The following is a 25778-nucleotide window of genomic DNA, read 5'->3' as shown; positions in this document are numbered from 1 at the left end:
GAGCGCCAGAGAGCATGTTTCAAACTTAATTTTTGGAGTGACTGCACTACCCTTCAGCCCGCCCAAAACTCTTGATTCGTTTTACCGACCTTTGCCGACCGGCCAGAGCAGCGACCAACCAGGAGCAACAATGCCTCTAGATAACCTGCGCGGACTCTATCAGCAAGTCATTCTGGAGCGGTACAAAAAGCCCCACAACTTCGGCAGAGTGGATCCCGTCCACCGCCACCAGCGCGGCCACAACCCCTCCTGCGGCGACACCATCGACCTCACCTTGCAACTGGATCCCAGCCAGGAGCGGATTGTCGATATCAAATTCGAGGGGGCAGGCTGTGCCATTGCCCTGGCCTCTGCCGATCTCATGGCGGATGCGGTGCGGGGGCGCACCATCCCCGAAGCTCTGCAGTTGGTGGAGCGTTTCCAAGCCATGATGCGCGGTGGCGAAGAGTTCCCGCGGGAGCAACGGGCTTTGAACGCCATGAAAGGGGTAGCCCAATTCCCGGTACGCATCAAATGCGCCAACCTGGCCTGGCATGCACTCAAATACGCGCTGGAATCCCCCGAACCCCAGGCTGATGGGTCGGCTTTTGTGAGCAACGAAAACACCGACTAACTTTCCCCAGTTTTACCCTTCTCCCTCGCTACCCTGGGCAAAAGCCTTTCAAGGCTTGCGCAGATTGTTGGTTTCCCAGCTCTGCCCAGGAGCAAACGATGTCGCAGCAGGTGTTGATCGTTGAGGATGATCCCAGTCTTGCTTATGTTCTCAGCCTGTTGCTGGAGCGAGAGAATACAGAGTTTGTGGTGGTTGCTTCGGTTCCCGGTGCCATCAGTCACTGCCAAGCCTCACGACCGGATCTCATCATTCTGGATTTGGAACTGGTTGGCGACGAGGGGTTTGCCCTGCTGGATTGGCTGAACAGGAATCCTCCCGCCAAGCCCATTCCCGTCTTGATCTACACGGCCCGCGATGTGGAGCACCCAGAGCGTATCCGCTGGCAATCTCAAGTTACCGAAATCTACGTCAAAGGGCGCATCAGTCCGACAGAACTCCAAGAACGGGTACACCAACTCTTGGCTGAAACAACATGACCCATCGTCTGCTGATCATCGACGACGAACCCGATATTTGGGAAATGACCCAACTGATCCTGGAAAACTTGGTCGGCTGGCAGATCTTAACGGCGGGATCCGGCCCAGAAGGGATCCAAATCGCTATCCGAGAGCAACCCGAGGCCATCCTGCTGGATGTGACGATGCCGGGGATGGATGGCCCCACCACCTTGGCCCATTTACGAGCTTTGCCGGAAACCCAAAGGATCCCCGTGATCCTTCTAACCGCCAAAGTCCGGGATCCCCAGGATGCCTCTCTTGCTCAGCTTGGAGCCAATGGCCTCATCGGCAAACCCTTCAACGCGGCCACCCTGGCTGCGGACATCTGTGCTCTGCTGGGCTGGGATCCCTGACTCAACCCTGAACCTGCCCCAAAGACCCCTGGGATCCCACCGATATCCGCCAAATCGCGTAGAAGAAACGTACAAATTGCCTACGCAAATCCTCGATGTTTCTCCGTACTTCCACTGATCTCGAGGCTATGATAGGGGCATGAACGTTAGAAATACGGAGGAAACACAGATGCAAGTCAGTGAAGATCTAACCCTGGACTACCGTACTTACCGCATAGCAGCCCTATTGAGCGAGAGCTTCTCTTTGGGAGCACTGCTGGGAGTATCCCTCAAGTGGCAGAACGATGTCTCCTCCGTGAATGAGCCGCGGCCCAGGGCTTCCCATCTTTCCCTGCAGGACATCGAGCAGCGCTACCTCACCTCTTGGCAAAGATAGTCTTCTCCCTTCAAAAACCATCTCTCAAACAGAACCAGCCATGAATACAAGTCTTGACTCTGTTACTCTGCCCTCCAGCATCCAAGAAATCGTGGAGCAGGTGTTCCGCAGCAGCTTCCTCAGCTTGGGCCAAGAGAACCGCATCAATGAGCTGCTCTTTCAGCGGCGCTACTCTGAGGCTGACCTGGAACTGTTGGACTGCCTAAGCTTGGCGTTGCTGAACCATCAAATTGAGACGGAAAAACGTTCTGCGGCAAAAGCTGCCTGACCCCCAAAACGCATCAAGTTCCTCCAAAGCAAAAGGGGATCCCAGCTGGATCCCCTTATTTGTCGAATCTGAGTCCAGTGACCTAGCTGATCTCCAAGGAAAACCCTGGAAGCGCCCCGGCAAGCATTCCAGAGTTCTTGCAGGATGTGGGGACTAGACCGCAACGGTCTTCTTCACCTGAGCCGCCAAAGCTCCAGAAGCATACTTGGCTGCCATCTCATCCAAGGTAACCACCGGAACTTTGGTGCCATGGCCAGCACAGCCGAAGGCAATGTAGCGCTCAGCACAGACTTTTTGCATTTCCTTGATGGAAGGCTTGAGGAAGTGGCGGGGATCAAACTCTTTCGGATTCTCGGCCAGGGCGCGGCGCACGGCAGCCGTGATGGCCAGGCGGTTGTCGGTGTCGATGTTTACTTTGCGCACTCCATTTTGGATGCCCCGCTGAATTTCTTCCAGCGGCACACCGTAAGTCTCGGGAATGGAGCCGCCGTATTCGTTGATGATGTCGATCAGCTCCTTGGGCACCGAGGAGGAACCGTGCATCACCAGGTGAGTGTTGGGCAGGCGGCGGTGGATCTCGGCGATACGCTCCATGTCCAGAATGTCGCCGGTGGGCTTACGGGAGAACTTGTAGGCGCCGTGGCTGGTACCAATGGCTACGGCCAGCGCATCCACCTGAGTTCGCTCCACAAAGTCCACCGCTTGGTCGGGGTCGGTGAGGAGTTGGTCATGGCTGAGCGCCTCTTCCGCGCCGTGGCCATCTTCCGCTTCCCCACGGCCCGTTTCCAGGGATCCCAGGCAGCCCAGTTCTCCTTCCACGCTTACCCCGATTGCATGAGCCACTTTCACCACCTCGGAGGTCACGGCCACGTTGTACTCGTAGCTGGCCGGGGTTTTGGCATCTTCTTTGAGGGATCCATCCATCATGACGCTGGTGAAGCCATTGCGGATGGCGGAATAGCAGGTAGCCGGGCTGTTGCCGTGGTCTTGGTGCATGGCGACGGGGATGTGGGGGTAGGTCTCCACTGCCGCCAGGATCAGGTGCCGCAGAAAGTTCTCGCCCGCATACTTGCGTGCCCCTCGAGAGGCTTGCAGGATAACGGGGCTGTTGGTTTCATGGGCTGCCTGCATGATTGCTTGGATCTGCTCCATGTTGTTGACGTTGAAGGCAGGAATGCCGTAGCCATGTTCGGCGGCATGATCCAGCAGCGTCCGCATTGCAACGAGAGCCATCGGTTACCTCCTGAGGTGCTGACCTAGTGCGTATGAGATTTGCTTACCGTTGATCTTAAGATACTTTTTACGTTTTGGCGGATAAGCCGCCGGGGATCTGCGCATCTTGCCGAGGGATCCTTGCAGCTATTGGCCGTGATGCTCGCGCTCAGGCGCAACAGGCGCACCGACATCTTCAGATACAGTGGGGAGGGGCAAGACTGTTGGGCGCTTGCATCGAGGATGGTTCTGCCCATGCCCGCCTAATTGATCTCTTACCTCAATTGATCTCTTTCAGTTTTGTGTTGTTCGCCCGGAGGAATGGGAACGTGCGTTGCGATCGCTGGCCGGTCTTGGGTGCAAAGCCAACAAGGGCTCTGTCCTGCTGGGGCAAAAGGCTGCGCTGGGTGCGAGGAACCGGTTTGGCAATGGCCTGCTGGGCAGTGGCGGGCCTTCGGTCGGCAGCTTGGGGGATCCCTGGGCAATCTCCGGATCAAGCGGCAGCCTGGGTGAGGGACAATCCTGTGCTGCGGCCCCGTCCGGGCGAAACCCTGAACATCAACCGAGTGGAGCCAGATGGATCCCGCTTTACGTTCTTGGCTTCGGTGGCTCCGCCGGGACGGATCATCAACCCGCTGGATCGGGAGACGATTCGCTCGGAACGGATGACGTTCTTTCGCCCCCAAGGACTGACAGCAGAGGATCTCTTTCAAGCCATTCGCGATGTCTATGGGCCGGAGATCGCCGCCGATCTGGATCAGGCAGTGGAGGTGATTCGCTACCCATCCCCAGAAGCTCTGGCAGGCAGTCCGGGCTATACCTTGGCCCTTGCCATCCAAGGGGTGGTGCTGCGGGGAAACCAATTTGTGTACTGGCTGGAGCTGACGCAAAACCCCGATGGCCGTGTACAGCAGGGGCAGGTGTGGGTGTTCCAAGAGGAATGGCTACCCAAGGTGGAAGGGGAGTTGGCGGAACGTTTCCCCTTGCAGGTGATGACCCGTTGAGGGGCCCCCAATCTTTATCCCCGAGGAGAAGGGCGCTCAGGGGCGGAGGGAGTTGCTGACATCCAAAGCCGGCAATTCCACCCGCTCCACCTGGGGCCGAAAGCCCAACCAAGGGGCGGCCAACTGGGCAAACCGCTCTGGATCCCCGCTCACACAGAAACGGTGGGGTTCCTCCTGGGCAGCGGTCGAGGGGCGGCGCAAGCCCCACAAGCTCAATTCGCGGGCCAGGGATCCCACCAGCGCCATCCCTGGATCTACCCGTTTGACCGAGGACGGCAGCAAAGGCTTCAGGATTGGATCCAGCAGGGGGTAGTGAGTACAGCCATAGACAAGAGTATCGATCCCCTGTTGCAACAGCGGTTGCAGGTAGCGTTCAGCCGCCTGTCGCAGAGCAGGGCTATCCAGCCATCCGGCTTCAATGAGAGGGACGAACTCAGGGCAGGCCTGCTCCCAACAGTAAACGGGGTACGGAAAACGTTTGGGATCCAGAGCGCTGTACTCTTGAATGGCTCTTGAGTAAGCGCGACTCTTGACCGTGGCCACCGTGGCGAGCACCCCAATGCGGGATCCTTGGGCCAGTGCTGCCTGGGCGCCGGGCAGGATCAACCCCAGAACGGGCAGGGCAAACTCCTGCCGCACCTGTTCTAGGGCCAAGGCCGAGCTGGTATTGCAGGCCATCACCACCAGCTTCACCGGCTGCGCCTGCATCCATGTCAGAATTTGCCGCACAAAGGCCAGGATCTCCTCTGGCGAGCGTTCCCCATAGGGTACCCGTGCCGTGTCGCCGAAGTAGATGAGCCGTTCGTGGGGGAGCCGACGGCGCAAAGCTCGCCAAACCGTCAGCCCGCCCAAGCCGCTGTCAAACACCCCAATTGGCCAACTGGGATCTGGCTCTGATTTCCACTCCCACTGCATGCTCCATTCTCCTCAACACCTTGGCCTAAGCTGCTGTATCCTACCCTGCTTTCGAGAATCTCGGCGACAGATTTCCTGCCTTCCCTCTGAGATCAACTGGGCCAACTGGATCGTCAATTCGATCAGTTAAGGATCAATTGAGAGATCCGATAGACATGAACAAGCTCAGCCAACGGCTAGCGGCTGCGCAAGAAGGTCTCAATACCATCGGCAATAGCCCGCGCCAAAATAGCCTGATATTCGGCAGTAGCCAATTTTCGCCCTTCGGTTGGGTTGGTTACATATCCCAACTCCAGCAGCACGGAGGGCATACCCACAGGTGTTTCCCGCACCATAAAAAAGCGGGCCCGTCTCACCCCCCGGTCAGCAGCGCCGGTAGCCCTGACCAAGCTGCGGTGTAAGATGGCGGCCAGCTCGGCGCTATCGGGTCGCAGGTAATAGGTCTCGATGCCGTGAATGCCGGAGCGATCCAGGGCGTTGGCATGAATGCTCACCAGGAGGGCAGCGTTGGCCTGAACGGCCATATCCACCCGCGGTTGCAGCAGCACTTCCCGGTCATCGGTGCGGGTCATCACCACCCCGTACCCCCGCTCCTGCAACAGTCGTCGTACCTGGTGGGAAATAGAGAGCACGATGTCCTTCTCCTGGATCCCATCCACCCCGATGGCACCGGGATCCCGTCCCCCGTGGCCGGGGTCGATGGCAATGACCGTCCGGTTCAGAGATTGGGGGGTGGAAGGGGAGGCAGGGCCGGGCGTCTGCGGCTGAGGTATTGGTGGAGGAGCATTCAGAGGTCGCAGCTCCAAGGTAATGCGGCGGGATCCCTGGCCGGGGTTGGGCTCGAAGACATTGAACTCCTCGGCGGGCTGCACCAGAATGCTGACCGTGCGGGCATCTTCCTGGACAAAGCGGATCCGCTCCACCGGCCCTCCAACCGGCAAGCCGGGATCCGGCATAGACTGGGGCAGGCGAGCGGGCGCCACGTTGATGCGGTAGCCACCACTCTCGGGATCCCAGCCGGCCCGGTAGAACATGAATCCATCGGCGCTGATGATCAACCGGTTGCCCTGGAGCTGAACCGATTGCAACGTGGCCAGCGGCCCACTGCTGTTGACAGAGCTGACCTCGGGCAAAAGGCTGGCCTGGGCAGCACCGCCGGCAGGCTGGATCCAGATCCCACCTCGCTGTGGGTCGTAGCGGGCTTCCCAGTCGCCACCGGAGGAATCCACATCCAGCACTACCCGAGCAACGGTGGGCTCAAACTGCCCGATACGCAGCCGCGAAACCCCCAGACGGTTGATGACATAAGCTCGCTGGGTGAGGGCAGGGCTGAGGGTGGTGTTGAGAAAATCCACCACTACCCGATCCGGATCGAGGATGCGCCGCACCGTAGTGGAGGGGCTGCCTTGGGTACGGATAAAAAAGCCTTCTGCTTGCGGGGATACCTCTAAAATTTGATGGCCGGAGCGGGAGACAGGCAGGGGTGGGGGGGATCCGACAGCTTGGCTCTGGGGCAGTGGGATGGGAGCTGATGAGCCGGCAGATGAGGGGGGAAACAGCGGCGAAGGGGGAGCGGCCTGGGTGAATTGAACGGCCCAGCGGGAGGGGCCGGCGGTGAGCAGTTGCAGGTGGTTAAGGCTGAGGGGCTGATCCGGCTGCAGATAGAGCACAAAACGGGTGATGGTATCCGTAAGCTGGCTAATCTGCACAGAGGCGACACGGCCTGCAAAGGTCTGGGTCTGGGGCTCCCGTCCGAAGCGGGTGTTGGGAAAATCCAGCACCACTCTGGGGGGGTTTTGCAGAACAAACAGGAAAGGCCGCACCTCTCCCTGTGTATTGACTTCCAGCCGCCCCTGCTGAGGGTCGTAGTGCCAGCGGTCGATGCGAGATAACCCTGGGATTGTGGTCGTCTGGGCCTGGACAGAGGGAGGGGGAAACAGTCCTGCTCCCGCCAAGCTCAACAGCAGCATCGCCCCCCATATCCGCCTTGACCTCGGCTTGCCGAATTCAGGCATGACCTTCCATCCACTCCCCACACCTGCTGCCCTCAACTATACCAACCTGCCCTCGGAGCAGCCTGGGAAGGAGCGCAATTCCGCTCTTGCCTGCAGGGCTGGGGGATGATGGGTAGAGGCTCGCCCCTTCTTCTTCCTGCTTGTTCTCCGGCGAGGTATCTTGGGATGCCCAAACCACCGGATCTCCTAACCCTGGCCCGAGCTGGACACGCCCAGTCGATTGTGCAGGTTGTGCGGATGGAGCTGCTGCGGCGTCGCTGGTGTGCTCGAGTAGACTTTGCCGACGAGACCCTGCACGTCCACCTGCTGGGATCCCTGTACCAGCCTGCGCTCTCCCCCCAAGTTGCCGCTGCCCAACTGTTTCTGATCTTGAAGCAACTGCGGATCCCACGGCTGGAGCAAGTGGAAATTTGCGCTTTCCGCGGCTCACGTTTGCTCTGGCGGCAGAGCCTAAAGCTGGGATCCCGGCGGCGTTGGGATCGGTTTTCTTTTGGCAACTGGTCGGTGAACGCTTGGGCTTACCCGGCTGCGTTTGCGGTGGCCCTGATGGTGAACAACATAGGCTTGTTGCAGTTGTTGCATTTGCCTCTTCACATTTGGATCCACGAACTTGGCCATGCCACCGTCGCCTGGTGGAGCGGGTATCGGGCTTTGCCTCTGCCCATCGGCTGGACAAGCGTTAGCTCGCAGAGGGATCCCTTTGTGTATTTTGGAATCCTCTTTTTACTGATTCTACTCTTCTGGTCAGCCCGCAAGGAGCGGATTGGGTGGCTGCAGGTGCTGGCCATCTTTCTTGCTCTATTGCAGTTTTACATGACCTGGCTGATGCCCAATCGCACCTGGGAGATGTTGTTTGTCTTTAGCGGCGTTGGAGGAGAATTTTATCTCAGCACCTTTCTGATGGCCAGCTTTTATTTTCCCTTGCCAGATCGTTGGCGATGGGACTCTTTGCGATTTGTCGTGCTGGGGATCGCGAGCAGCAGCCTGTGGAGAAGCTTTTGGGAATGGCACAGCATCAGACTGGGATTGGCCGAGGTTCCCTGGGGAACTTTGTTGGGCGGCCAAGGAGATGCCAGGGGGGATATGAACCGCCTAAACTACGACTTTGGCTGGAGCACCGATCGAATTATCCAAACCTACACTTTTTTAGGGAACCTGTGTGTTTTCGTCGTATTGAGCCTATATGTTCTATTCCTGTTGCGGGCAAATGATGAGATTTGGCTGTATCTGCGAGCAAAGCTTATTCTTTGGATGGATGGTTTGATAGGCTCCAGTTCAAGGAAACGTTCTTAAGATCCTCTTGTACTGAACATTGCCCCAACTACAACTTTTTCCGGCAGCACCAGCTACATCCGGTGCAAAATGAGCTCTTGGGTAAAAGGGATCCCGCTTATCTCCAGAACTTCCCTAGTGTCCAACTCGATTCCTCAAGGGGGCAGGATCATTTTGGTTTTGGACTGCAGCTTTGCCGGTTGGGAATTGCTCCAACCACTCCGTTGAGCTCAGAGGGCGTTTGTGGTGCCCATCTGGGCAATGATTGGGCGGGAGAAGCGGCACCCCTATCAGGTTGGAGATGGCCTGTTGAGCATTCGCTCTATCCTGAGGGATATGTATAGACAAACTTCCTCTGCAACGGTACTTTACCCATGTCAGCCGCCTTCTCTTGGCCCTACCGCACCCCAGGGATCCCAGACTCTGCCTTTGAACGCATCCCAGGGATCCCGATGAGCCCTCGTGAGGTGCGCGTGTTGGTGCTAAGCCAGTTGCGCCTGGGAGAGAACCACTGCCTATGGGATATCGGCGCCGGAACCGGCACCATTGCCATTGAAGCAGCCATTCTGTGCCCCAAAGCTCGCGTGATCGCCATCGAGCGAGATGCAGAGGTGGTCAGCCTGATCGAGAGCAATTGCCGGAAATTTGGCCTCGCCAACGTGCAGGTGATTCAAGGTACTGCCCCCGATTGTCTGCAACACCTTTCTCCGGCACCGGATCGCATCTGCATTGAGGGAGGCCACCCCCTACGCGAGATCTTGGAAGCCTGCTGGAGCCATCTCAGCCCCAACGGGCGGGTCGTGGCGACGACCAACTCTTTGGATGGGCTCTACGGCCTTTCTGCCGGCCTGGCCGCTGTGCGGGCTCATCATGTGGAGGTGATTCAATCGGCGGTGAACCGCCTGGAACACCGCGGTCGGACTCAAATGCTGCTGGCACTGGATCCCACCTTTGTTTTGAGCGGAGAAAAAATGGGCTAAGTTTTGTGTAAACTGTTTACATTTTTTGGTAAATCTTTTCCTAAGGTGATGGATAAAAGTGGATTGATTTATCTCGGCTGTCTTAGAACCAGCAGAAAAGATTGGGTCACCCAAACCTTAAGCTATACTGATATTTCTCGATCCCAAACTCAAATCTGCTTTTATACCAGATAAGAGAGCTGGGAAACCCAATAGCTATGGATCAATTCCAACACCCCTTTCAGGAGTCACGGGAAGTCAAACTGCGGCAACTGTTGATTCGGGAGCGCTGGCCGGAAATGCTGAAAGGCTGCCGGGCTTGCATCCATTGGGACGACTTCAAGCGACCGGAATGCTGTGGTGATTGCGGCATCGGGGATCGACGCAGGCAAGCAGTAGCCGAAGAAAGCCCACCCAGCAAGTCCCCAGGCATTTAGGGTTCGCAAGCTTCCCAAATTGGGATCCCAGCTCCTGCAGTAACTTTGCCGCCATCCTCCTGGAAAATCTGGTGATCCAGGTCGCCAACGGGGTGGTGCAACCCCTGCTCAACTGCTTTCCCCACCATGAATCGGTGAAGCAACGGTTTTATCGCCGCAACCTGCTCTCTACCCGGGAAACCGAACGGCTCCGCAACCAACTTTCCCAACGCTACCGCTGGCAACGCTACTGGGACGAACCCCGGGCGATTTTTGAGAGTTGTTATCAACTTTTGCGTATCCAAGACCAGGCGATTGTCCTGTACCCGGTGTATGCGGGGCGCACGGCGGAACTGGCCCAACTCCGGGGCATTCCCTGGCTGGTCACCCTCTGGTTGGAGTTTCAAGATGCGGTGGCACCCATACTGCGGGCGGTGGCAAATTACATTGGCCGTACCAGTGCCTACCTGCTCACCCGGATCATTGGGCGGGGCTTGGGCTTGATTGGGCGGGGGATTTTGCAGGGTATTGGCAGTACATTGCAAAACAATCGCTCCCAAGAATCCTCCCAGTTATAATCCATCCCATCCGTAATATTTGATAACAATTTGGCGTCCTGAGCATTAAAACTTGCTTAAGGCAGGGGCGCCGTCGGGTTGCCTTTGTGTTAATTGAATTGAATTGAGAATAATATTTATTATGTTCAGGTCTAAAGTTATTACAAACGCCACTAATAATCAAGGAGGTTCTGGTGCCACATTCAGGGAGTCAGCCGGGAAATAACGGTCAAAAACTGGGTTTTACCTATGTCAACGAGGCGGCAGTGAGCCGGGCTAAGCCGGGAATTGCTAGTGAAGGTAATTTGCAAATAATGCCCCTATCTCAAATGCGGGCAGGGGAACGGGTGCGGGTGGTGCGGGTGGATTGTGATGATGCCAATCCCCGGTTGGTGGGCATGGGCATTACCCAGGGGGCGGTGCTGACGGTGCTGAGCCATCTGGATTCCGGGTCGGTGCTGGTGGAATGTCAAGGTCAGCGGTGGGGGTTGGGGGCGGGTATGGCGGAACGGATTGGTGTTGAGCGATGGGAGGCGGCAATGCCCAGGATGACCTTGGGGGAGGCGACTATTGGCAGTCGGGTGCGGGTGGTGGGCTATGCGCCGGGAGCGGGGGATTACAAGCGGAAATTGCTGGGGATGGGCTTAACGCCGGGGACGATCCTGCAGGTGAAACGCCATGCGCCCTTGGGAGACCCGACGGAAATTGAGGTGCGGGGGTTTGCCCTGAGTCTGCGCAAAGGGGAAGCAGCGGCATTACAGGTAGTGCCGGTGGAGGGAGAAGCAAATTTAGGGAGCGATGGGCAATGAGCAAGCGGACGATTGCCTTACTGGGAAATCCCAACTGTGGGAAAACGACCCTATTCAATGCCTTGACGGGGGCGCGCCAACGGGTGGGGAATTGGCCCGGGGTGACGGTGGAACGCAAGGAGGGCACCTACCGGGATCAGGGGCAAACGGTGACGGTGGTGGATTTGCCGGGGATTTATTCCCTGGATGTGGCAGCGGGGGGCACGGGGCTGGATGAACAGGTGGCACGGGATTACCTGCTCAGCGGTGAAGCCAACCTGGTGGTGAATATCCTGGATGCCAGCAATCTGGAGCGGAATCTTTACCTGACGACCCAGCTTTTGGAAATGGGGGTGCCGCTGGTAATTGCCCTGAACATGATGGATCAAGCGGAAGGGCGGGGGATACGGATTGACGTGGCTGGTTTGCAACAGCGGTTGGGCTGTCCGGTCGTGCCTTTGTGTGCCCATCGGGGGCGGGGGGTGGCAGAACTTAAGGCAGTCATCCGGCAGGCATTGACCCAGCCGCAGGGGGCGGGGGTGCGCCCTGTTTATCCCCCGGTGATCGAGCAAGCCTTTACCGAACTTTCCTATACAGCAGGTCTGGGTTCCCCTTGGGCGGTGCTGTACGGGTTGCAAGCGGTGGATGGGGCGAACGTTGCACCGGTGTTAGAAACCCATCGGCAGGAGATTTTTCAAACCTTGGGGGAAGACATTGACCTCTTGGTTGCCGATGTCCGTTACACCTGGATTCGGGAGGTGATGGGGGCGACGGTCACTTTCGCTGGGCAGGTTAGCCAAACGCTTTCGGATCGGATTGACCGCTGGGTGTTGCACCGGTGGCTGGGGATTCCCATCTTCCTCGGGGTGATGTACCTCATGTTCTTCGTGGCGATGAATGTGGGGGGAGCCTTTGTGGATTTTTTTGATATAGGGGTGGGCACGATTGCGGTGAAGGGCACGGCGCATCTGTTGACCCAACTCCATGCACCCGGCTGGTTGATTGGGCTGTTGGCGGACGGGGTGGGGGGTGGCATTCAAACGACGGCGACCTTCATTCCCCAAATTGGCTTATTGTTTGTCTTTTTATCAGTGTTGGAGGATTCCGGGTATTTGGCGCGGGCGGCGTTTGTGATGGACCGGCTGATGCGGTGGATTGGCTTGCCGGGGAAGTCCTTTGTGCCGATGCTGGTGGGGTTTGGGTGCAATATCCCCGCCATTATGGCGACCCGTACCCTGGAAAATCGGCGGGATCGGTTGATGACGATTCTGATGAACCCGTTTATGTCCTGCGGGGCGCGGCTGTCCGTGTATGCCCTGTTTGGGGCGGCGTTTTTTCCGAAAAATGCCCAAAATGTGGTGTTTCTGCTCTACCTGATTGGCATTGGGGCGGCGGTGTTTACGGGTTTGGTGATGAAAAGCACCCTGCTACAGGGGATAGCGGCTCCCTTCATTATGGAATTGCCGCCCTACCATTTGCCCACGCTCAAGGGGGTAGCCATCCACGCCTGGGGACGGTTGCAAGCGTTTATTACCAAAGCGGGGCGGATGATTATCGTGATGGTGGTGATTTTGGGCTTTTTAAATTCGGTGGGAACGGATGGTTCCTTTGGGAAACAGGACAGTACCGATTCCCTGCTCAGTGCGGTTGGGCGGCAGATTACGCCGGTATTTGCACCGATGGGCGTGCAACCGGAGAATTGGCCGGCAACGGTGGGGATATTTACCGGGACGTTTGCCAAGGAGGTGATGGTGGGAACCATGAATTCCCTCTATGGGCAGTTGGCGCAGGCGGAAGCGGCAGATAGTGGGGAACCACCGGCGGCATTTGACCTGTGGGGTGGTCTCCAGGAAGCAGTTGCCAGCATTCCCCAAAATTTTGCCGCCCTAGGGGAGCAGTTGCTGGACCCGCTGGGGATGGGGGTAGTCCGCAGGAGTGGGGATGAGGAGGCAGTGGCGGAGGAGTTGGGGGTGCAGACGACTACCTTTGGGCAAATGGCTTCCCGCTTTGGCAGTACCACGGCGGCGATTGCGTTTCTGCTGTTTGTCCTGCTGTATTTCCCCTGTGTGTCGGCAACGGCGGCGGTTTATCGGGAAACCAATCTGGGCTGGACGGTGTTTATCGCTTGTTGGACAACCGGGCTAGCCTATTGGGTTGCCACCTTTTATTACCAGTTCATGACTTTTAATGAACACCCCGCACGTTCCCTGTTGTGGGTATTGGGACTCATGCTGGTACAGTTGGGGGTTTTGTGGGGATTGCGTGCCGTCAGTAGCCCCCGTTTGCGGCGGGTACCCTCCGGGAGGTAAGGGATGCTCTTGCAAGACCTACAACGTTATCTGCAAACGCACCGGCAAGTTTCGTTGACCAAATTATGTCAACACTGGCAAATGGATGCGGATGCCCTGCGTCCGATCCTGGATGTATTAATTCGCAAAGGGCGGGTGCGCCCCGTACACCAGCGGAAGTGTGGGGGCTGTCACTCCTGCGCCTCAACGGATTTAGAACTGTACGAGTGGGTAGAAAAACCATCTTAATGGGGGATCAATTTTAGGGATAAGTCGTGTTGTTCAGAACGTTTTTCAGAATAAATTACGAGCCAACCGAATGTACCAATTAAGTGAATTGTTGGAATTTCTGAGTAATTTCTAAGTCAGCAAAACGGCGAATAAACCGCACAGCGCAATACCATCAAAAACCCCAGCCCCACCAATACTAAGAATGCCTGGAGTCATCCGCTCAATTTGGGGCAGGTGTAACAGGTCAGCCCCAATTAGTGTTCCCAATACACCGCCAGCAAAGGCAATCGGTGCTGCCACAACATCAGACCCCGCCGTTAATAGCACAGAAGTCATCGCCGCCGTTAGGGGAGCAATCAAGGCATTCATTTGAATCCCAATCCCCGGCACCACCTGGGCAGAATAATAACTAACTATTGTCACCACAGCCGTGACAAGCACAATCAAAATTGGCGAAACACAGGTAAACTGATAAATGGCCAATAGGGTTGGAATCAGACCACCCCCGACATTCAACGCCACAATCGTTTTCTGTTCAATTCGCCTTAAGGGAATACCCCAAAAGAAGCGCATCGTCCACAATCGATCCAAATCAGGTACCATAGCTACTTTGGAAACTCTCTCATAAAGGGGGATATTAATCGTACTCCCAATAATTACTAGGGTCAGCAGCACAAGAGATAGGTTAGGAGAAAATCCGAGCTTTGCAACAGCAACTTGAACCGCATCTAGGGTAACCACCAACCAGAGAAACGGGAAGGCTAAGAGCAGGAGTAAAAAGAGTAGATAGGCAGTCGCTTCCCTTCGGGGAAGTGGAATTAATGGAAACTTGAACGGATTAGCCAACACGGATCCCTTCAGCCCCGGTCGCTTCCCTTCGGGGAAGTGGAATTAATGAAAACAAACAAACTATGGCAGCCAGGGAAACTGGCGAAAGTTGGGGGGGCGCTTTTCCAAAAAGGCGCGTTTGCCCTCAGCAGCTTCTTCGGTCATGTAGAACAGCAACGTCGCATCTCCGGCCAGCTCCTGCAGCCCCACCTGCCCATCGCAGTCGGCGTTGAAGGCGGCTTTGAGGCAGCGGATGGCCAAGGGGCTGTGCTGGAGAATCTCTTGCGCCCAGCGGATCCCTTCAGCTTCTAGCTCTTCCACTGGCACCACGGCATTGACCAGACCCATCTCTAGGGCTTGGGCTGCGGTGTATTGGCGGCAGAGGAACCAAATCTCGCGGGCTTTTTTTTGCCCCACCACTCGCGCCAGGTAGGCGGCCCCAAAGCCCCCATCGAAGCTGCCCACCCTAGGGCCGGTTTGCCCAAAGATGGCGTTGTCGGCGGCAATGGTCAGGTCGCAGATGAGGTGCAAAACATGGCCACCCCCGATGGCGTAGCCTGCCACCAGGGCAATCACCACCTTGGGCAAAGAGCGGATGATGCGCTGCAGATCCAGCACATTGAGACGAGGGATCCCGGCCTCATCCAGATAGCCAGCCTCGCCCCGCACGCTTTGATCCCCACCGGCACAAAAGGCATACTTGCCGTCGCTGTGGGGCCCTGCCCCGGTCAACAACACCACCCCGATACGGGGATCCTCTCGCACATCGGCAAACGCATCGATCAGCTCGGCAACAGTTTTGGGGCGAAAGGCGTTGCGCTTGTGGGGACGGTTGATGGTGATCTTGGCAATGCCATCCGTTTTTTCGTAAAGGATGTCTTCGTAGAGCTTGGCCGTCTGCCACATGGTGTCTGGGTGTATCTGCTTGGGATGCCCGGCTGGCTGACGCGGGCGGCATGGGCGGGTTCATTATAGAGGAGCCCTTGGGTGCTGTGAACTGCTACCGCGAACGGCCTGAAAAGGCTGGGTGAAACGGTTGGTCGCTTGGATGAGGGCTTCCACCAATCCTTCCAGAGTATACTCCTGCGCTTCGATATCCACCCGACCGAATGCGGCTTTGCAGGTTTCGGCGGTTTTGGGGCCGATGGCGGCAATCTGCACCGGTGGATCCCACACCTCTGGGCCCAGCCCTGCCTGCCGGATCAAGTGGGCAAAATGCTGCACCGTCTTGGAGCTGGCAAAGGTGAGGATGTCCACCTGACGGGCCTTCAGAGCCTCCACCACCTGGGGATCCGCTGTCGCCGGACAGGCAGACTGATAGGCGGCCACCTCCACCACCTCTGCCCCTCGCTGCCGCAAACCCTGTACCACCTCCTCCCGGCCTCCCGACTCCACTCTGGGAAAGAGAATCCGCTGCCCTGAGATCGGCTCCGGCCAAACTTGAAGCAGGGCCTCGGCCACAAACTCTTGGGGCATGAGATCGGGATGGATGCCGTACTGGGCGAGCACGGAAGCGGTCTTGGATCCCACCACCGCCACTTGTACGGGGTGGAGAGCCCGACTGTCCCGACCTTGCCGGTGCAACCGCTCAAAGAAAGCCTGCACCCCGTTGGCCGAAGTCAGCAACAGCCAGTTGAATTGGCCCAGGCGGGCAATGGCGGCATCCAAGGGATCCCAGCTCGTGGGCGGCTGGATCACCAGGGTCGGCATCTCCAGCACCCGCGCTCCCTGGGCCTGTAGCAGCTCCCGAAAAGCTGGTGATTGCCCCTCGGAACGGGTGACGAGAACCGTCTTGCCTGCCAGGGGAGCCGGCGGAGGCAAAGGAGGGATCCCCGGCAAAAAGTCCTGCCGCAGCCGCACCACCTCCCCAACCACCAGTAGGCCCGGCAACTTTGCCTGACTCTCCCCCTGCTGCAGCTCGGCCAAGGTGCCCACCCACACCTGCTGCTCTGCTTGCCCCGCCCCCCAGATCAAGGCCACCGGTCGGTCTGCCGGGATCCCAGACTCCACCAGCCGTGCGCCAATGTGCTGTCGCTGCCGGGATCCCATCAAAATCACCAAAGTATCCAACTGGGCCAAAGCGCCCCAGGGCAGAGCTTCCAGCTCGTGGGCGGTGAGAACGGCAAAAGCGCGGCTCAAGTGTTTATCCGTTAACGGGATCCCTGCCCAAAAGGGGCCAGCCAGCGCCGAAGACAGCCCCGGCCAAATCTCAAACGGACAGCCCGCCTCCCTAAGGGCTTGGATCTCCTCGCGAGCGCGGCCAAAGATCAAGGGATCCCCTGACTTGAGGTGAACCACCTGTTTGCCTTCTCGGCAGCGCTGGATGAGCCAGTGGATGCCCTCCTGGAGGCTTCCTGGCCCAGAGCGTCGCCACACCTGCGCCTGCGGCGGCAACTCTGCCAACAAGCGCTCATCCACCAGCTCGTCGATCCAGATAGCCTCAGCCTGCCGTAGGATCTTCAGTGCTCCCTGCGTCAGGCCCGCCCGCCCGCCCAGCCCTGCCCCCACTAGATACACCTTGCCCATGCCCTACCCCTTGGAATGTCGATCTTGCCCCTTGTAAGAAGGGGATCCCGCTTGCTTTGCAAATATAAATCGAAGACGCCTCCCAACAGCTCCTCTTCCAAGGGGTGGCCAGCCTGAGGAAAAACTGGTCTACTTGCGAGATACTGAAAGCGTGGCCGCCTGAGGATCCCTGCCTATGTCCGGTGTAACTCTAGAGCCTTGGCCGCGGCGGCGTTTTTTGGCCAGTGGAGCTGCTCTGCTAGCAGTAGGAGCGGGCTCCCGCCCCTCTTCGGCCAGATCCCGGCCCTTGCGACTGGTCACCAACTGGTACGCCCAGGCCGAACACGGCGGCTTTTACCAAGCCCTGGCCACCGGCATCTACGCCGACTACGGTCTGCAGGTGGAAATCCGCATGGGGGGAACGGCGGTTAACGTGCTGCAACTGCTAGCCGGGGGAGCGGCAGATTTTGTGCTCGGCGGCAGCCCCGACGCTCTGGCGGCTCTGCAAGCTGGGATCCCTGTTCTCACCGTGGCCGCCTTTTTCCAGAAGGATCCCCAGTGTCTCTTGGCCCATCCAGGGGTGGGCATCGAGCGCCTGGAAGACCTGCGGGGCAAGCCCATCTGGGTGTCACCGGGGGCCAACCTCACCTACTGGCCTTTTTTGCGGGCCAAATTTGGCTTTACCGACGAGCAGAAGCGCCCCTACAACCTCAGCCTCACGCCCTTCTTGCTGGACAAGTCTTCTGCCCAGCAGGGCTATGTGACCTCCGAGCCCTTCCGCGTGCGCCAGGAGGGGGGCTTTGATCCCGTCGTTTTTCTGCTGGCCGACTACGGCTATTCCCCCTACGCCACCACCCTGGAGACCACCCGCCCCTTTGCCGAACAGCACCCGGAGCAGGTGCGAAAATTTGTAGCTGCCTCCATCCAGGGCTGGCAGAGCTACCTAGAGGATCCCCGCCCCGGCAATCGCCTCATCCGCCAAGACAACCCCAACATGAGCGAGGCCCTCCTGGCCTACGCCCACCAAGCCCTAAAAGACTACGGCCTTCTCACCAGTGGAGATGCCGCCACGCTGGGGATCGGCGCCATGACCCACCAGCGCTGGCAAACCTACTTTCAGGAGATGGTGGCCCTGGGGATCGGCGCAGCGGGTCTGGAGGTTCGCCAAGCCTATACCCTCGACTTCCTCCCCGGCCCCACTGCCTAAGGGATCCCCACTTCCATCGCCGCCAAACTGTGCAAAAGCGGGGATCCCTGCATCCCCAGCTCATGGCGCCGGTGCATTTGGTTTGTCAGCAAGTAGGCCAAAGGTGGGTGGCCGCTCAGCCGTTGGCGGGGGTGGGGCAGATGGTCGTTGCCGAACTGGTGGCGGTACTCCTCCGAGTCGATAAAGGCATTGACCATGGCCTGCAAGCCCTGGTGCACCAAAATGTCGTGGTAGGCGGCCACCTCCTCCTTGCTGGCCGGGGCCCGTCCCAAAAAGTGCTTGAAGCCCTGCTCTACACAGCGGGTGTTGCAGCCGGCACTGAAAAAGAGTTGCCGGTAGAGCCGGGATCCCCCAATCTGGCGAACCAAGCGCTTAATCCCGATCCGCCCCCGCAAGAAGTCCTGCTCGATTTTCTCCAGCTCTCCTGTTTTCTCGTGCTGGTAGGGCTGGCGTTCCAAAAGCTGTTGGTAGGCAGCCCGCAACAGGTTTTGCAACGTTTGCGGATCCCGCTGGCGTGGTTCCATGGCAATAGCTCCCAATCGACAGAACTGACAAAAACAGACAAAACGAGGGGCTACTTTAAAGAAATGGCCAAGAGAGTAGCGAATGGCTCAATACGCTTTTACGGCAAACTTCAGCACATCCTTCTGTAACAAAATTGCCAATAAAAGACCGTGAAGGTTCTACTTAAGATTTACCTTGCCGACAGAACGACCGGGGGAGATCTGCGATAAATATTTACGAAAGGATTGTCATTTTCTCCAATTTACGTAATTTCACTTTGTAACTTTCTAGCCGATAAAAAAATTCCGTGTTTATTCGTAGTTAAGTATTATGACACTTCCATCCAGAATAACCTGCTCCAGATCCAGAATATAAGTTAAGTAAAGAATGCAGCCTCTCCCAGGGTCACAGGTGCAGGGCTCATCATTTGAAGTGCTCTGGTGAAGTGCTCTGGTTTGATTGACTGGGGACTCAGGTGTTGCTGTAGACCTGCAAGGGGGCTGCAGGGGAAGGGATCAATCAATTTTTGTGATTGGTTTGCGTTGCTTATGCAGTAGATCCTGCCCGCCGGGGTTTTTTGTCTGCCCTTAGCGTTTGGATCCCATCTATGGTTAAACAAATCCGGCTAGAGCCTTTATCTCGTGTCTCAGAGGTCGATACCTACAGCAATCTTCTGTCGGCCATTTTGTCGGAGGAGCTGCAGGTTTCGCGGGAATGTAACGGTCGCGGCCTCTGCGCCACCTGTCATGTTTACGTCAAAGAGGGAATGGAAAGCCTCACTCCCATCACCCCCCGCGAGGCCAAGACTCTGGAGACCATTACCAGCGCCCGCAGCAATTCCCGGCTGGCCTGTCAGGCGCGGGTGGTTTCCGATGGCGTGGTGGTGGAGCTGCCGCCGGGGATGTACGTGAACTCGCTGAGGGATATCGAAGTGCTCATCGGTCGGCGGGCCGAACAAGACCTGCTGCACCCACGGACGGGGAAGGTTTTGGTGGAGCAGGGCAAGATCATCACTCGCTCTACTGTTAAGCAGCTAGAAAATGAGGACTTCCGCATCATTGGCAATACGCTGGCCCAAACTCGGGAAGTTTGATGGATTGTCGATATTCAGGGATCCCTTGGGCTCAGCGGGCATTGTCTTATAGACAATCAACCAAGGATTGAACAATGTTGGATCCCTCGAATAGCCGACTAAGTTTATCAAATGTTTAGCTATTCATTTCATTGGCTCATTGGCCCATTTGCATCGTCTGACTCGATTATCGATCCCTTAAATCCCACCGAATCCTGTTGCATCGCGATCTAGACTCATCTGTTTTTTGTCAGGAGAGCGCCATGGCCACCACATCTCGACCGGATCCCCGTCCTGCAGTCACCATGCCTGTGGGCCGCGACAAGCATGCCCACTACAGTTACCGCGATTTCTTCCGCTTCAACCGAGATCAGGGCACGATCATCGACTGGAACAACACGCAAAATCTCCTGCTCAGCGAAGACTTTATTGTGGGCTTGCAAACAGGCCTGGAACGGGAAGTGGGAGATGCTTCGGCGGCGGTGATGTACACGATTGGAATGGATTGGGGCGCCCGCGATGCCAAGCACTTCTCCGAGTGGTACGAGCGGGAGTACGGGGTTGGGGTCAAGCAGTCCAACCTTCTTTTCTTGCTGGAGACTTGGTGGTGGCCTTTTACGGCTCAGGGCTGGGGCAAGTGGGAGGTGGAAACCGAATCCAAACAAAAAGGCTTCCTGTTTATCAACTTGTTTGACTCGATGGTGGCTCGCACCCTTGGGGATGTGGGCAAGCCGGTTTGTCATCTCTATGCCGGGCTATTTGCCGGGTTTTTCACCGCTATGACTTCCCGCGAGCTGGCCTGCATCGAGATCCAGTGCTACGCCATGGGGGAAACCTACTGCAAGTTCCTGTTGGGCGGGCAAGAACGCATTGATGCCGCCAATTTTTGGATCACCGAAGGGGCCAGCGCCCGCGAGATCGAGCAGCGTTTGCACCAGTTGTGAGGCTTGCTTGTGGCTTTTGAAGGCTCTCTGGGATCCCTCGACACTTTGGAGAAACGCCCATGGTCACCTTCAACTTAGACACCGATCTGGACTTAACCCAGCCGCTGGCGGTCTTTTTGCAGGGGTTGAACTGGGATAACCGACCCCCGGCCAAGGCTCCCTTTGCTCAAGAGCCGCCGCCGCAGTCCCCCATGCTCTTTGCCCAATCGGTGGGACAGTTTTTTGCCGGCTTCAATTGGTCGGGCATCTGCCCACGCTCAGAGCCGCTGCCGGAATTGCCGGCAGAGGATCCCTTTACCCTTGAGGATTTTGCCGCCTTGTTTGGCGGAGCTTTGCTCTAGCTCTGGTTTGTTCAGGGCTCTCAGTTGTGCTCTCTCGATCCGTGCTCTAAGGAGACTTCACCCATGGATGACCTTCACTCTTGGCCAGAACGCATTGCCGAGCGAGAAGGGGATTACTTAACACCCGACGATCTGCAAGACCTGATTCGTTACTCGCTCTCTTTTGAAGAACGGCTGGAGCTCTACCAAGTCTTACAACAGCAAGAGCTGACCTGGATCCAAAGGGTCTTGCAACAGCAGGGGCACAGCGGTGGAACAGAGTCCCCTCTGACACCATCTCAGCGCCTCTTGGCTCGTCAATTGGCCTTTTGTTTGCGCTCCCTGGGCCTGAGTCTGTTGCTGGGGGATCCCACCCCTGTGCAGCAGGTAACTCTTGGTGCGATGGAACAGTACCTAGGGTTGCCGCAAGCGCTCGCTCAGCTACGGGCAGTGGTTCAGGGATCCCTGCCAGCGGATCAGCAGGGGTTGCTTGCCCCCTACTGGCAAGAGCTGCAGACTGTCTGCGCAACTTCTCAGGCCCAATCTCCTTCCCCTTCTTCTTCTGAGATGGAGGTTGACCTGCCCACAGTTCCGCCGGAGCGGGCTCTCACCTTGGCGGAAATGTTTGTGTGAAGCCAACTAACGGAGGATCTGTCCATGAATTCAAGGGTTGCCGAGCTGATGCACCAAAGTGAGGGCCGCTATCTGCGCCCAGATGAGTTGAAAACTCTACACGCCTACGTGGAAGGGATCCCGAGGCGGGTACGCCTTTACCAGGTTCTGCAGGCCAAAGAACAAGAGTTGCTGGATCGGGTGATGGAGAAGTTTCAGCCGATGATGCCGAATTTAATCCGCCAGCATGGTCACCTGGCCTGGGAGCGCTGCCGCCGGGATCTGAGCATGGTGTGGCGCTACTGCTGCATGGCTATGCTGCTCAACGACGAAGACTATCTGCGGGATAAATTGCTCTACTGGCTGGAGACGATCCTGAAATCCTTCAAGATGCGCGACCACTGCCAGCCCGCCTACAAGTTGATGCTCGACTCCCTGACCCACATCTTTGGAGCAGAAGAGAGCGAGATGATCCGTCCTTATCTGCTTTTGGCCAAATCCATGCTGGTTAACTAGGTCCATTCGCCCTCAATCTATTCACCAAAGTTCCCTGCGCCCTCCGATAGCGACCTCCTTCTCCCGATTTACTGTATACAGCTTATACAGCTCACTCCTTAATCATTCATTCCCTCACGCCAAAAATTCCAGCCGCTCCCCAATCTATCCATCCCCGCCCTCTTGTCCACCTGACTGCGAGAATAGCCATGATCTCCCTGCAAGAGATTCTGCAAGACCAGATCTTGCCCGGACACTGCTTCAGCCCCGCCCACTACATCCGCCCCGACATCCACACCGGACTGCTGTACAGCCGCGGAGGATACCGCTTGGCGGCCTTTCCCATGCCCCTGCTGGAAGCTCTCTACTCCGGCCTGCGCTACGAAACCGGCCAAGCCACCCGCGTCATTCTCTACAACTGTGGCCGCGATTGGGGAGAGGCGTTTTTCCGCCGTATTGAAGACGAGCTTTCCGGCTACTACCAGCAGCCGCTGCAGGAATTGCCGATGGGGATCTTCCTGGATGCCCTCAGCGATCTCTGGGCTACCCACGGCTGGGGACGCCTGGAGCTGGATTTTTCCGCCGCCGACCACGGCTTGGTTCAGGCCGGGATCCGCAATTCCGGGTTTGCCCTTGCCGCTCGCGCCAGCTTCAACCCGGAGGAACCTTCTGCACGGCGAGAGCCTGCCGGATACCTAGAGGCGGGAATGCTGGCCAGCCTCTTCTCCTTGCTTTCGGGGCGGGATCTCATCTGCGTACAGACCACCTGCGAATCCCTGGGGGCCGATCTCAACCGCTTCCTCATCGGCACGGCTCAGCGGCTGCACCACTGCGAGGAATGGGTGCGCAAGGGCCTCTCCCACGACGAGATTTTGGATCGGCTCACGGCCAGTCCCTAGAAAGGGATCCCTGGCCAGAGCTGTTTTCAGAAGCTCGCTAGGGCAGGTAGGGCTGAAAATCTTGGGTGACCGTCAGCGTCAAGTTGGCATTGGCGTCGATCACCGCCACTTCCGGTGCCGTCACATTGCCGATGACAGCCCCTGCCGCCGCTCCGCCCAGCACTTTCTCCGTCGAGATCACCCGGTCGCCGAAGAGGCCCCCCAAAATCGCTCCTGCGGCTGCCCCGATCAAGGCATCCTGCACAATCGCTTCCCCGGAAGTGTGGCGGGGATCCTTACGCAGCGGGATAACGTGGCTCTGGGCATAGAGGGGGTAGGATTGGCCGTTGAAAATCAGGGCCCGCGAGACAAACTGGGTGCCGCCGCTCACCGGCTGAAATTGGCCTTCCAAAACGGCCCCCGCCGGGACGACCGTGTTGCCGTAGATGTCCCGCAGAGGAGTATCCAGGCTGAGGCTGACGGCACGGGTTTCCCCAGGGGCAATCAAGAGGGTTTCTGGAGAGCGATGCACCGCTTGGATTAGATCCCCGGAGCGCAGCAGCAGAGTGGTTTGCAATTGAAAGGGTTGGCTCGGCTGCAGGGGTTGAGGGCCAGGGGGAAGGGGGCGAGGATTCACAGGACGCCATCCTTCTCCAGGAGGCGGTGGTGGCAAGGGCCCCATTTGCGCCAAAACTGGGGCGGCCATCTGCGCTGAGAGCAATCCGCCAAGCAGAGGAGCCAACAGGCGGCTGGCTGGGTTGGTCATGGTCTTACCCCCATTCATTATTCCTACGTTAGCTGCAAATCGGCCAAAGTCGGGAACAAAAGCTTTCCTGGCCTCACTATCGTGATCAAAGCCAACTGAATGGGAGATGGGCTACCTTGGGTGAGCAGATTCGGCTGCTCTTCGCTCCAGATGGAAGTACGGCAAAGCGCCAGGGTTGCCCACTCTGGGATCCCTGCTGTCCATGTTAGATTAGGCTCTAGGTTTCTTCCCCTGCGTGGGGCCGAAGTCTTGCAGCATCCCAACCCTCTTCTTGTAGCTATGAAGCGCAGCACATCCATGCCGGGCCAGCCCTCTCCCAGGTCAGAAGCTTCTGCCCAACCTGCCCAATCCTTGTTCAAGCCTTCTGCCGTTTCCACTTGGAAGTCTCTTCTCTCGTCGGTGCTGCTGGTGCTGCTGGGCATTGGGCTGGGAGCAGCTCTGATGGGGGGCAAGGGGGTATCTGCCCAAACGACGACAACCCCGGCCCAACTGAACCTGAATTTCATCGCCGATGTGGCCCAAAAGGTGGGGCCGGCGGTGGTTCGCATTGATTCGGAGCGGACGGTGCGCGCCCCTGCGCCTTTTCCTGAGGAGTTTTTCAGCGATCCCTTTTTCCGAGATTTCTTCGGCCAAGCGATCCCTTCTATCCCTCGGCAGCGGCGGCAGCAGGGAACCGGCTCTGGGTTTATCATCAGCCCGGATGGCCAGATCATCACCAATGCCCATGTGGTCGAGGGATCCGACAAGGTGACGGTGACGCTCAAGGATACCCGCAGCTTTGATGGGCAGGTCATCGGCTCGGATCCAGTTACGGATATTGCGGTGGTGAAGATTCAAGCGCAAAACCTGCCGACGGTGAAGCTGGGGCGCTCGGAAACCCTGGAGCCGGGCCAGTGGGCCATTGCCATCGGCAACCCCCTGGGTTTGGATAACACCGTTACGGCTGGCATCATCAGCGCTTTGGGCCGCTCCAGCGGGGAGATTCGGGTGCCCGACAAGCGGGTGTCTTTCATCCAAACGGATGCGGCCATCAACCCCGGCAATTCCGGCGGGCCGCTGCTCAACGCCCAAGGGGAGGTGATCGGGGTGAACACCGCCATCATCCAGGGGGCGCAAGGGTTGGGCTTCGCCATCCCCATCGAGACGGCCCAGCGGGTGGCCAACCAACTGATCGCCCGCGGCAGGGTGGATCACCCCTATCTGGGCATCCGCATGCTGACGCTGACTCCAGAGTTGAAGGAGCGTCTCAACCAGGATCCCAATAGTCGCATTTTGATAACGGTGGATCAGGGCGTGCTGATCGGCGAAGTCATCCAGGGATCCCCGGCGGAACGAGCGGGGCTGCGATCCGGGGATGTCATTCTCTCCATCAATGGTCGCGCCGTAACCACAGCCGATCAGGTGCAACAGGAGGTGGAGCGCACCGAGGTGGGCAGCACCTTGGAGCTGGAGATCGAGCGGGCCGGGCGACGACAGAAGATCCGGGCGGTAACGGGCTCTTTCCCGGTTCCGAGCGGAGGCTGATTGGGCATGGTTGACCGCCCCTCAAGTATCAACCAGACCCCAGCGACACAGCAGGGTTGTTGTCAATGGGGGTAAACCTCTCAACCTAGGTTGCGAACTCCCCTTTTCCCCTGGGAGAGGGGCTGGGGCGGTGCTGAAACTTGGGCTGTTTCAAACCAATTTGCAGTGACCAAGAAAACTGGGTTGCAAGCCCCGCCCTCAAGGGCGGCTTTTGCTTTATCGCTACGCGACGCTTTCGCGAACGCCTGCGGCGGTGCGGAGCGCTTTGGCATCTCCCATTGGGTTGCGGTACCAACCTCACGCCCGATGTAGCTCAGTCAGTGGGGGTTGTTCTGCTGGCTGAGAAAGAATCCCCCGGC

The 25778-nt window shown here is 57.9% G+C and carries 29 protein-coding genes; 21 read left to right on the top strand and 8 right to left on the bottom strand.

Annotation, left to right across the window (positions count from 1 at the left end; translation table 11 throughout):
- Positions 1-130 precede the first annotated feature (130 nt).
- From sufU to ACVWZ1_RS04500, 5 genes are all read left to right on the top strand, one after another.
- Positions 131-613, top strand: coding sequence for a Fe-S cluster assembly sulfur transfer protein SufU (gene sufU, locus ACVWZ1_RS04520; protein ID WP_414399405.1), 483 nt, complete (start codon positions 131-133; stop codon positions 611-613).
- 98 nt (positions 614-711) lie between these two features.
- Positions 712-1089, top strand: a complete 378-nt coding sequence (locus tag ACVWZ1_RS04515) for a response regulator (protein WP_414357168.1) — start codon at positions 712-714, stop codon at positions 1087-1089.
- Positions 1086-1463 carry a response regulator gene (locus ACVWZ1_RS04510; protein WP_457466744.1) on the top strand — a complete coding sequence of 126 codons (378 nt, stop codon included), beginning with the start codon at positions 1086-1088 and terminating at the stop codon, positions 1461-1463. Before ACVWZ1_RS04515 ends, ACVWZ1_RS04510 begins: the two co-directional genes overlap by 4 nt.
- Positions 1464-1632: 169 nt before the next feature.
- Positions 1633-1839, top strand: a complete 207-nt coding sequence (locus tag ACVWZ1_RS04505) for a hypothetical protein (protein ID WP_011432020.1) — start codon at positions 1633-1635, stop codon at positions 1837-1839.
- A 40-nt stretch (positions 1840-1879) separates the two neighbouring features.
- Complete coding sequence (locus ACVWZ1_RS04500) at positions 1880-2107, top strand: hypothetical protein (RefSeq protein ID WP_011432021.1); 228 nt, start codon at positions 1880-1882, stop codon at positions 2105-2107.
- Between the two features lie 153 nt (positions 2108-2260).
- Here the strand turns inward: ACVWZ1_RS04500 and fba are convergent, their stop codons facing one another.
- Entirely contained in the window at positions 2261-3340 is a 1080-nt protein-coding gene (gene fba / locus ACVWZ1_RS04495) for a class II fructose-bisphosphate aldolase (RefSeq protein ID WP_011432022.1), read from the bottom strand.
- Between the two features lie 386 nt (positions 3341-3726).
- Between fba and ACVWZ1_RS04490 the strand changes: the two genes are divergently transcribed.
- Entirely contained in the window at positions 3727-4323 is a 597-nt protein-coding gene (locus tag ACVWZ1_RS04490) for a hypothetical protein (protein WP_457502641.1), read from the top strand.
- Positions 4324-4359: 36 nt separating this feature from the next.
- On the opposite strand, the gene murI is transcribed toward ACVWZ1_RS04490, so the two are convergent.
- Positions 4360-5238, bottom strand: a complete 879-nt coding sequence (gene murI / locus ACVWZ1_RS04485; RefSeq protein ID WP_457502640.1) for a glutamate racemase — start codon at positions 5236-5238, stop codon at positions 4360-4362.
- Between the two features lie 176 nt (positions 5239-5414).
- Positions 5415-7208, bottom strand: a complete 1794-nt coding sequence (locus ACVWZ1_RS04480; RefSeq protein WP_457466742.1) for an N-acetylmuramoyl-L-alanine amidase — start codon at positions 7206-7208, stop codon at positions 5415-5417.
- Between the two features lie 210 nt (positions 7209-7418).
- On the opposite strand from ACVWZ1_RS04480, the gene ACVWZ1_RS04475 reads away from it, so the two are divergent.
- The 7 genes from ACVWZ1_RS04475 (at position 7419) to ACVWZ1_RS04445 (ending at position 13782) form a co-directional block, all read left to right on the top strand.
- A complete protein-coding gene (locus ACVWZ1_RS04475) occupies positions 7419-8546 on the top strand; it encodes a hypothetical protein (RefSeq protein ID WP_457466741.1) in 1128 nt (375 codons plus the stop codon).
- 353 nt (positions 8547-8899) lie between these two features.
- Positions 8900-9505 carry a precorrin-6Y C5,15-methyltransferase subunit CbiT gene (gene cbiT, locus ACVWZ1_RS04470; RefSeq protein ID WP_457466740.1) on the top strand — a complete coding sequence of 202 codons (606 nt, stop codon included), beginning with the start codon at positions 8900-8902 and terminating at the stop codon, positions 9503-9505.
- Between the two features lie 197 nt (positions 9506-9702).
- The gene (locus tag ACVWZ1_RS04465; protein ID WP_011432028.1) at positions 9703-9921 is read left to right on the top strand and encodes a hypothetical protein; all 219 of its coding nucleotides are present in this window, start codon (positions 9703-9705) and stop codon (positions 9919-9921) included.
- Complete coding sequence (locus tag ACVWZ1_RS04460) at positions 9849-10478, top strand: DUF3685 domain-containing protein (RefSeq protein WP_457502639.1); 630 nt, start codon at positions 9849-9851, stop codon at positions 10476-10478. The genes ACVWZ1_RS04465 and ACVWZ1_RS04460 overlap by 73 nt, the downstream gene beginning before the upstream one ends.
- A gap of 293 nt (positions 10479-10771) precedes the next feature.
- A complete protein-coding gene (locus tag ACVWZ1_RS04455) occupies positions 10772-11266 on the top strand; it encodes a ferrous iron transport protein A (protein ID WP_099812437.1) in 495 nt (164 codons plus the stop codon).
- Entirely contained in the window at positions 11263-13554 is a 2292-nt protein-coding gene (feoB, locus tag ACVWZ1_RS04450) for a Fe(2+) transporter permease subunit FeoB (RefSeq protein WP_457474701.1), read from the top strand. The genes ACVWZ1_RS04455 and feoB overlap by 4 nt, the downstream gene beginning before the upstream one ends.
- 3 nt (positions 13555-13557) lie before the next feature.
- Positions 13558-13782, top strand: a complete 225-nt coding sequence (locus ACVWZ1_RS04445) for a FeoC-like transcriptional regulator (RefSeq protein ID WP_099812439.1) — start codon at positions 13558-13560, stop codon at positions 13780-13782.
- A 111-nt stretch (positions 13783-13893) separates the two neighbouring features.
- Here ACVWZ1_RS04445 and ACVWZ1_RS04440 read toward each other — a convergent pair whose 3' ends face one another.
- The 3 genes from ACVWZ1_RS04440 to cobA all read right to left on the bottom strand — a co-directional run bounded on the left by ACVWZ1_RS04440 (position 13894) and on the right by cobA (position 17118).
- Positions 13894-14610 (bottom strand): DUF1614 domain-containing protein, encoded by a 717-nt coding sequence (locus ACVWZ1_RS04440; protein ID WP_457502638.1) that lies wholly within the window; start codon positions 14608-14610, stop codon positions 13894-13896.
- 63 nt (positions 14611-14673) lie between these two features.
- Positions 14674-15498, bottom strand: coding sequence for a 1,4-dihydroxy-2-naphthoyl-CoA synthase (gene menB, locus ACVWZ1_RS04435; protein ID WP_414400718.1), 825 nt, complete (start codon positions 15496-15498; stop codon positions 14674-14676).
- A 63-nt stretch (positions 15499-15561) separates the two neighbouring features.
- Entirely contained in the window at positions 15562-17118 is a 1557-nt protein-coding gene (cobA, locus tag ACVWZ1_RS04430) for a uroporphyrinogen-III C-methyltransferase (protein ID WP_457502637.1), read from the bottom strand.
- A gap of 175 nt (positions 17119-17293) precedes the next feature.
- Here cobA and ACVWZ1_RS04425 point away from each other — a divergent pair, with 175 nt between their 5' ends.
- Positions 17294-18304, top strand: a complete 1011-nt coding sequence (locus ACVWZ1_RS04425) for an ABC transporter substrate-binding protein (protein WP_457502636.1) — start codon at positions 17294-17296, stop codon at positions 18302-18304.
- Here the strand turns inward: ACVWZ1_RS04425 and ACVWZ1_RS04420 are convergent.
- Complete coding sequence (locus tag ACVWZ1_RS04420; RefSeq protein ID WP_414331885.1) at positions 18301-18828, bottom strand: phycobilisome rod-core linker polypeptide; 528 nt, start codon at positions 18826-18828, stop codon at positions 18301-18303. The genes ACVWZ1_RS04425 and ACVWZ1_RS04420 overlap by 4 nt on opposite strands.
- Positions 18829-19415: 587 nt before the next feature.
- Between ACVWZ1_RS04420 and ACVWZ1_RS04415 the strand changes: the two genes are divergently transcribed.
- The 6 genes from ACVWZ1_RS04415 to ACVWZ1_RS04390 all read left to right on the top strand — a co-directional run bounded on the left by ACVWZ1_RS04415 (position 19416) and on the right by ACVWZ1_RS04390 (position 23150).
- A complete protein-coding gene (locus ACVWZ1_RS04415) occupies positions 19416-19901 on the top strand; it encodes a 2Fe-2S iron-sulfur cluster-binding protein (RefSeq protein ID WP_414331883.1) in 486 nt (161 codons plus the stop codon).
- Between the two features lie 242 nt (positions 19902-20143).
- Positions 20144-20824: a V4R domain-containing protein gene (locus ACVWZ1_RS04410; protein ID WP_457502635.1), complete on the top strand. Its 681-nt coding sequence runs from the start codon at positions 20144-20146 to the stop codon at positions 20822-20824.
- A 59-nt stretch (positions 20825-20883) separates the two neighbouring features.
- On the top strand, positions 20884-21165 hold the full coding sequence (locus ACVWZ1_RS04405; RefSeq protein WP_414331880.1) for a hypothetical protein: 282 nt from the start codon (positions 20884-20886) through the stop codon (positions 21163-21165).
- A 63-nt stretch (positions 21166-21228) separates the two neighbouring features.
- Complete coding sequence (locus ACVWZ1_RS04400; protein WP_457466733.1) at positions 21229-21777, top strand: hypothetical protein; 549 nt, start codon at positions 21229-21231, stop codon at positions 21775-21777.
- Positions 21778-21801: 24 nt separating this feature from the next.
- A complete protein-coding gene (locus tag ACVWZ1_RS04395) occupies positions 21802-22272 on the top strand; it encodes a phycobilisome protein (protein WP_457502634.1) in 471 nt (156 codons plus the stop codon).
- A 188-nt stretch (positions 22273-22460) separates the two neighbouring features.
- The gene (locus tag ACVWZ1_RS04390) at positions 22461-23150 is read left to right on the top strand and encodes a V4R domain-containing protein (RefSeq protein WP_457502633.1); all 690 of its coding nucleotides are present in this window, start codon (positions 22461-22463) and stop codon (positions 23148-23150) included.
- A 37-nt stretch (positions 23151-23187) separates the two neighbouring features.
- Here ACVWZ1_RS04390 and ACVWZ1_RS04385 read toward each other — a convergent pair whose 3' ends face one another.
- Positions 23188-23895: a hypothetical protein gene (locus ACVWZ1_RS04385; RefSeq protein WP_457502631.1), complete on the bottom strand. Its 708-nt coding sequence runs from the start codon at positions 23893-23895 to the stop codon at positions 23188-23190.
- A gap of 279 nt (positions 23896-24174) precedes the next feature.
- On the opposite strand from ACVWZ1_RS04385, the gene ACVWZ1_RS04380 reads away from it, so the two are divergent.
- Positions 24175-25419, top strand: coding sequence for an HhoA/HhoB/HtrA family serine endopeptidase (locus ACVWZ1_RS04380; protein ID WP_457466729.1), 1245 nt, complete (start codon positions 24175-24177; stop codon positions 25417-25419).
- Positions 25420-25778 lie beyond the last annotated feature (359 nt).

Source organism: Thermostichus sp. MS-CIW-25, assembly GCF_054060015.1.
Note: the sequence above shows the minus strand (reverse complement) of the source record. Positions and strands in the feature narration are given on the sequence as shown.

Coding starts and splice junctions, on each gene's coding strand:
- sufU (WP_414399405.1), top strand. CDS start 131: ATGCCTCTAGATAACCTGCGCGGACTCTATCAGCAAGTCATTCTGGAG.
- ACVWZ1_RS04515 (WP_414357168.1), top strand. CDS start 712: ATGTCGCAGCAGGTGTTGATCGTTGAGGATGATCCCAGTCTTGCTTAT.
- ACVWZ1_RS04510 (WP_457466744.1), top strand. CDS start 1,086: ATGACCCATCGTCTGCTGATCATCGACGACGAACCCGATATTTGGGAA.
- ACVWZ1_RS04505 (WP_011432020.1), top strand. CDS start 1,633: ATGCAAGTCAGTGAAGATCTAACCCTGGACTACCGTACTTACCGCATA.
- ACVWZ1_RS04500 (WP_011432021.1), top strand. CDS start 1,880: ATGAATACAAGTCTTGACTCTGTTACTCTGCCCTCCAGCATCCAAGAA.
- fba (WP_011432022.1), bottom strand. CDS start 3,340: ATGGCTCTCGTTGCAATGCGGACGCTGCTGGATCATGCCGCCGAACAT.
- murI (WP_457502640.1), bottom strand. CDS start 5,238: ATGCAGTGGGAGTGGAAATCAGAGCCAGATCCCAGTTGGCCAATTGGG.
- ACVWZ1_RS04480 (WP_457466742.1), bottom strand. CDS start 7,208: ATGCTGCTGTTGAGCTTGGCGGGAGCAGGACTGTTTCCCCCTCCCTCT.
- ACVWZ1_RS04475 (WP_457466741.1), top strand. CDS start 7,419: ATGCCCAAACCACCGGATCTCCTAACCCTGGCCCGAGCTGGACACGCC.
- cbiT (WP_457466740.1), top strand. CDS start 8,900: ATGTCAGCCGCCTTCTCTTGGCCCTACCGCACCCCAGGGATCCCAGAC.
- ACVWZ1_RS04465 (WP_011432028.1), top strand. CDS start 9,703: ATGGATCAATTCCAACACCCCTTTCAGGAGTCACGGGAAGTCAAACTG.
- ACVWZ1_RS04455 (WP_099812437.1), top strand. CDS start 10,772: ATGCCCCTATCTCAAATGCGGGCAGGGGAACGGGTGCGGGTGGTGCGG.
- feoB (WP_457474701.1), top strand. CDS start 11,263: ATGAGCAAGCGGACGATTGCCTTACTGGGAAATCCCAACTGTGGGAAA.
- ACVWZ1_RS04445 (WP_099812439.1), top strand. CDS start 13,558: ATGCTCTTGCAAGACCTACAACGTTATCTGCAAACGCACCGGCAAGTT.
- menB (WP_414400718.1), bottom strand. CDS start 15,498: ATGTGGCAGACGGCCAAGCTCTACGAAGACATCCTTTACGAAAAAACG.
- cobA (WP_457502637.1), bottom strand. CDS start 17,118: ATGGGCAAGGTGTATCTAGTGGGGGCAGGGCTGGGCGGGCGGGCGGGC.
- ACVWZ1_RS04425 (WP_457502636.1), top strand. CDS start 17,294: ATGTCCGGTGTAACTCTAGAGCCTTGGCCGCGGCGGCGTTTTTTGGCC.
- ACVWZ1_RS04420 (WP_414331885.1), bottom strand. CDS start 18,828: ATGGAACCACGCCAGCGGGATCCGCAAACGTTGCAAAACCTGTTGCGG.
- ACVWZ1_RS04415 (WP_414331883.1), top strand. CDS start 19,416: ATGGTTAAACAAATCCGGCTAGAGCCTTTATCTCGTGTCTCAGAGGTC.
- ACVWZ1_RS04410 (WP_457502635.1), top strand. CDS start 20,144: ATGGCCACCACATCTCGACCGGATCCCCGTCCTGCAGTCACCATGCCT.
- ACVWZ1_RS04405 (WP_414331880.1), top strand. CDS start 20,884: ATGGTCACCTTCAACTTAGACACCGATCTGGACTTAACCCAGCCGCTG.
- ACVWZ1_RS04400 (WP_457466733.1), top strand. CDS start 21,229: ATGGATGACCTTCACTCTTGGCCAGAACGCATTGCCGAGCGAGAAGGG.
- ACVWZ1_RS04395 (WP_457502634.1), top strand. CDS start 21,802: ATGAATTCAAGGGTTGCCGAGCTGATGCACCAAAGTGAGGGCCGCTAT.
- ACVWZ1_RS04390 (WP_457502633.1), top strand. CDS start 22,461: ATGATCTCCCTGCAAGAGATTCTGCAAGACCAGATCTTGCCCGGACAC.
- ACVWZ1_RS04385 (WP_457502631.1), bottom strand. CDS start 23,895: ATGACCAACCCAGCCAGCCGCCTGTTGGCTCCTCTGCTTGGCGGATTG.
- ACVWZ1_RS04380 (WP_457466729.1), top strand. CDS start 24,175: ATGAAGCGCAGCACATCCATGCCGGGCCAGCCCTCTCCCAGGTCAGAA.